The 6,017-nt window shown below is 46.2% G+C and carries 3 protein-coding genes; all 3 read right to left on the bottom strand.

All coding sequences use genetic code 11. The features are described from left to right. A partial coding sequence (locus VIM87_RS12805; protein ID WP_331997373.1) for a RagB/SusD family nutrient uptake outer membrane protein occupies positions 1-1,685 on the bottom strand: 1,685 nt, incomplete at its 3' end. Between the two features lie 10 nt (positions 1,686-1,695). Continuing rightward, the gene (locus VIM87_RS12810) at positions 1,696-4,890 is read right to left on the bottom strand and encodes a SusC/RagA family TonB-linked outer membrane protein (protein WP_331997374.1); all 3,195 of its coding nucleotides are present in this window, start codon (positions 4,888-4,890) and stop codon (positions 1,696-1,698) included. A 556-nt stretch (positions 4,891-5,446) separates the two neighbouring features. Further along, the coding region (locus tag VIM87_RS12815; protein WP_331997375.1) for a glycoside hydrolase family 88/105 protein at positions 5,447-6,017 on the bottom strand (571 nt) is incomplete at its 5' end.

Genomic DNA, 6,017 nt, shown 5'->3' on the forward strand with positions numbered 1-6,017 from the left:
CTATTGTCTGAAAGGGTATTTACATTATAGGTATTTCCCCATTCATCCGCTTTGCCGCTTAAGGCCAGGCTGTATGACATGCGGCTTAGCTCCATGTGCCGCCATTCTTCCATCCATAATTCACGGGCACGTTCATTGGCAATGTCGCCGATCGTAACAGCACCGTATAATTGCTGGCATTGGGCCCTTTGTCTTACCATATTTACATCTGCTGTAGCTGCGCCTATATTTCCTTTATAAAACTGGGCTTCTGCACGAAGCAGGTAGGTTTCCGCAAGACGGTAGCAATACCAGTCGGCCGCCCCTCCCCTGTTGTTATTACTTGCAGCATTGCCAATATGATCAACGTCATTTGCAAAAACCTTATAATGCGGCCAATCGAACCAGCTACGCACGGTGTCGGTACACAAAAGTTTGTTGCCATCATAAAGCCTGAGATTCTTGCCGAAATACAATCTATCCGAAGGATCGTTATACTTCAGGGAATCCATTCTGGCCCAGTTACCCACCCGGCTGTTGTGCCGCAGATCTGCCGTATCCTCCATTCCGTTTACGTTCCACAGCTCATGTTCTGCAAAATAGGTAGGCCTGATCATTGCAATACCACGGCCCACCGCCGAATTAAAATCCAGGTTAGCCCGGTAAGAGCCGCTGGATGAAGCATAGCATTGCATAAATTTCCCTGCAGGCGAAACCAGGTTGGAAATATTCCACATCGGACCCCAGTTCCGCATGGTGCGCATTTTTATTGCGGCATCCGTATTATCACGGTTCGGCATAGCAAGAATGGTTTCTTTATTTGCCGGGATACATTTATTCACCGGGCGGTGCAGGTCCCATATCACATTCCGCGTAATATGCCAGGTGGCTTCCTGCGGGCTTTCAAACGTACCGAATGAAGCCGTCATTAATGAATAGCCTGAATTATTAATTAAGATATCGGCCTGCTCAATTGCTTTGTCCCACTGACCGGTAGCCAGGTAGCATTTGATCAGCAGCTGACGGCAGGCGCCTTTATTGATCATGCCTACATAAGCCATGCTGGACTGATCGGGCACCCATTGCACCGCATTCTCCATATCTTTAGTGATCATTTCCAAAATAGCTTCACGGCTGCTGCTCTTATAGTTTTGCTTTGGCGTAGAGGGTATTTTGGTGATCAAAGGCACATTGTTAAACTGGAAACATAAGGCCAGGTAACGGAACGCTCTGTGAAAGTAGGCCCTGCCGATGTATTCATGCTTAGTGGCTTCATCCAGACCTGGAACTTTATCAATGAACGAGGTGATGGTATTCGCATACTTAATGCCATTATAGGTTTCTCCCCAGAAATAGCTCAGCATGTTCACATCATTCGTGTACATACCGTCTGTTGGAGTAAGGCGTGTAGCCACATCTGCAAAGATGCCGCCATCGTCCGTTTTACCGGATACGGCCATGTCCGACAGCATATATTCGGTATTAATGGGCACTGAAATATCCCGGGTGGTAATATAGCTCCAGTAAGCCCGCAAATGCTTGTCACACATGCCTATTGCAGCATCCAGCCCCGACTTGGTGGAGAAAGTAGCTTCAGGCTCATAGAAAGATAAAGGATCCGGCTTCAGATAATTCTTACTACAGGCGGCAATCGTTGAGGATACGATCACCACGAAGAGTATTTTTATTATATAGTTATTTTTCATGCGTCAAAGTTTAGAAGGTCGCGTTTAATCCAAGTGTATAAATTCTCGGTGCCATATCACCGGTCTCTATGTCCCAGTAATTCCAGTTCTTGTCTTTTTTCCACACAGCCACGTTGCGAACCGTGCCATAGAGCTTCAGGTTTTCAATTCCTGCTGGTGAAAGCAGCTTGTGTGGCATGGTATAACCAATTGACACATTATCAAGCCTGATAAAAGAACGGTCGAAGACCCTGTTGGGCGCTGCTACTCCGGAAGGACCTCTCGCATCCAGCCGCCCCCAGAAATCACTCGGATGCTCAAGCGTCCAATACTGTTTTTCATACGTATTGGCATTGTACGTAACCTGCGAAACACCATTGTCCTGGTTCAGGTAAGAAGTGCTTAAGCTTTTATTGCCCCAGTAAGAATAGATATTGAAGGAGAAATTGAAATTCTTATAGGTAAAATCATTCCGCAATGACCACATAGTAGGTGCAGTACCCTGGCCCAGGAATTCCTTATCCTTATTATTATAAACCGCGGTTGTAGATCCGTCAGCATTCTTTATATCGTCTGCCGTGTAGTTATTAGCTACTTTAGGATCCCCGGGGCGTTGGCCGTATTTAGCCGCTTCAGCCGCCTCACTCACCTGCCATATTCCCGTTACACGGTAGTTCCAGAGGGCGCTGGTCGATTGCCCGATAAACCATCCGTTGGAGATATCATCCGTTTCTTTTGAGGATATTACATTTCCATTGGCATCTAACACATCCTCATACTGATAATAAAGATGCTTGATCGTGTTCTTATATTTCGAAAACCCGAAAGTGGTATTCCAGCTGAAATCGGACGTTCTTATATTCTGTGAGCTCACAGAAATTTCAAAACCTTTATTCTGCACCTCTCCTAAATTGGTAGTGATGCTGGTAAATCCTGAAAAATCGGGCAGCGACTGGCTCATGATCATATCCGTGGTGGGCATGTGATAATAATCGAGGGTGGTGCTGATCCGGTTATTTAAGAAAGCGAGATCCAGCCCGATATTATATGCCGTAGTTTTTTCCCATTGCAAATGGGGGTTTGCCATACGGTCAATCCTTAAATAGTAATACTGGGTATAATTGCCGCTGGCGTCTACGTAGCCCTGAGTGGTGGCGCCATTGGCAAGATTAGCCAATGCGATGTAGGGATTGGCAAGCGACCTGTTCCCGTTTTGTCCGTAAGACAAACGCAATTTACCATTGCTCAAAGGACTCCATTTAAAGAAATTTTCATTCGTAAATGTCCAGGCAAAAGCGGTGGAGAAAAAGGTAGCCCGCGGATTTGAAGTACCGAAAGCAGAATAACCATCGCGGCGCACAGAGGCCGTTAACATATAACGGTCATCATACGAATAAAACACACGTGCCAGCAAACCATCAGCCGTTTCATGAGAATCGTCCGTATTAAAGCTGCTGTTAAGCGGATCGCCGGTGCCGGTTTCATGGAATCCCAATGCATCACTGGGCAAAATATTACGTGCATTAATAACATCGCTCCAATACTGCCGTTCCTCTGCTTCCTGCACCAGGGTTATATTTACCTTATGCTTATCTGCAATAGTTTGTTCCCAGCTTAGCGTATTATTCAGGGACCAGTCAAAACGTTTTGCCCAGTTCCGGTCTACCCCATGATTAATTGGCAGCCAGTCCGGGTGCTCTGACGATTCAAAATAGCGGTTATAATACCATTGATACCTGGGAGAAACATTAAAGGAGTACTTGATATTAAACGGCAATTTTATTTTGGCAGAGAGAATGGTATTCAACACAGTATAGCCCCTTTCCAGCTTCATGTACTGTTTATTGAAATCATAGTTATATCCTTTGCTGGCAGTCATTTCATCGCCCATGGGGTGTACTTCCAGGTTTCCATCGTCATCTTTGTAAGCTGCAAAAGGACTGTTGTTCGTGATCTGCGATCCCCAGTTAACTGCCAGATTTCCATCGGACCGGTCCTGGAAATTCACATTGGCGCTGATATCCAGCCAGTCGGTGACCTTGCCGTCCACTTTCAGGTTGGAGCGCATGGCCCGGTAATTATCGCCCACAACCACTCCCTGGTTCGACAAATAACCTGCAGATAAATAATAATTTATTTTATCGCTGGCGCCGGATACGCTGAGGTTATAATCCTGGTTAAAGCCGGTACGGAAACTATGATCATACCAATCAAAGCTTTTACCTTTCAGATAGTTATCCAAAGTAGTGAATTGAAGGCCTAAGCGTTTAGCATAGATCTCTTTATCAGATGCGTTAGGGGTATTTGTTGAATAGTTCCTCCATTGATCGATCGTGATCCCGTATTTTTGCAGCATTGCATCGGTAGGCGTTTCATAATATCCAAGCTTACCGGCTGTTGCCGTTTCTGATATATAAGGTTCATAAGCGCCTGTTGCGGAATTAATGCCGTAGGTAGCAGCGGTATACCAGTCCTGCCGGTATTGCATATAAGCCTCAGGTCCCAGCACCCTCCTGTTTGCCGCCATATCAGCAACGCCGAAATTGGTGGTTAGGTTAACAGTAGGCTTTCCCTTTTTACCTTTTTTTGTAGTGATGATAATAACCCCGTTGGCTGATTTTGCGCCATAGATTGCAGCAGCGGATGCATCTTTAAGAATATCGATCTGGTCAATATCATCAGGATTAATTTCAGACAGCTCTCCATAAAAGATCATACCGTCCAGTATCAGCAAAGGATCATTATGCCCGCCATCGGTATACACCGAACGCTGGCCGCGGATCCGTATCGTACCACCTCCTTTTGCAGAAGGATCAAACCCTACGCTCACACCCGGTGTACCACGTATTACGTCCTGAACCGTTTTGGGATTCTCATCTGCGATCTTATTCGGGCGGATAGAAGTTATTGCCCCCGTAAGATCTTTCTTTCGCATGGTGCCATAACCAATAACAACCACATTATTTAGCTCGTTGGTAGCTTGCTGCAGTATAATGGTCAGAGGTCCTTTATCCGGTATCACCTCTCTGCTGATAAAGCTTACGTGCGAAGCTCTCAGGGGAACACCTCTCTCAGCCTGAATGCTGAAGTTACCGGATGCATCTGTTTTTGCGATCACGGTTGTTCCCTTAGCGGCAATTGTAACACCTGGTATTCCATTACCCAGCGTGTCTGTAACCCGGCCGGTGATAGTTTGCTGCTGTGCCTGGGCGCAAAATGGGAGCATCCAAAACAATAAGGCCCCGAATAATCCAGGCAATAAGCACCTTTTACACCAGTCAGCCGCCTGGCTTTCCCTGGTTTTCGTAGAATTTTTCTCCATAATGATCAGTTAATCTTTATCGCGATGAATTTATAATAGCATATATTTTGGTTGATACGCATCCGGGCACGGTTGATAGTGACGGATACCGCTGGGTCATCGCAGCACCACCGGCACTTTTATTCAATTGGCTTTAGGGAATAATGTTTTGTGGCTGTCATAAGTGGAATATTCATCGGCGCGAATCCTGGAAGTTTTTACGTACCGCTTTTTCTTGTGGAGACGCCTTTCCCCTTTGAGCATCGGAAAACTGCGTAAAGGCTTTCATATAGCTGATCTACGTGGTTTATCGTCGTGGATGATCATTAACCCTAATACTGTGGTACGAAGTAAAAAATCTTTCCCCGTGCATTTTATTCAACTTTTTGTCGAATCGTCCCAAAATTAAAGGAGCAGGCTAAGCCGTTGATGTTGCGACCTTTGTGCAGGAACAACATCAACGGCAGTATGAAATACCCAACTATTTCCCTAAAAGTGCTGCTCCGCACCACAGGTAGGGCGCCTGCCCGTGAAGGTCGCCCGCATTACGTGGGCGGTCATGGTAATATTGTTTATCATTCTTTTTGCCTGTGCCAATACAAACTTCGGTTACATTATTACGTTCATCGATATGCGAAACCATGGCCATCCATGCTTTTCGTGCTGCAGGAGCGTATTCGGCTGCATTTAACCAGCCTTGCTGAACGCCTATAATAAATGCATAAGTGAACATCGCAGTACCGGATGTTTCCGGCCAGAAATCTGCCTGGTCAATAAGCTGGTTCCACATGCCATCCGGCCTTTGGTACTCTTTCAGGCTTTTCATCATGGCAAGATAGCCTTCCATGATACGCTGGCGGTATTTGTGATCTTTAGGCAGCTCACGAAGCAGGTACGGCATGCCTACTGCCATCCAGCCGGCGCCTCTTGCCCAGATGTATGGAACATCCGGAGCGTGGTAGAAAAGCCCGTTCGGGCGTTGCAGCTTATCTAAATAGAGCACCATTTCTGCTGCTGCCCGGTCAAGATATTTGCGGTCGCCGGTTACTTTA

The organism is Chitinophaga sp. (assembly GCF_036569125.1).
Classification (GTDB): Bacteria; Bacteroidota; Bacteroidia; order Chitinophagales; family Chitinophagaceae; genus Chitinophaga.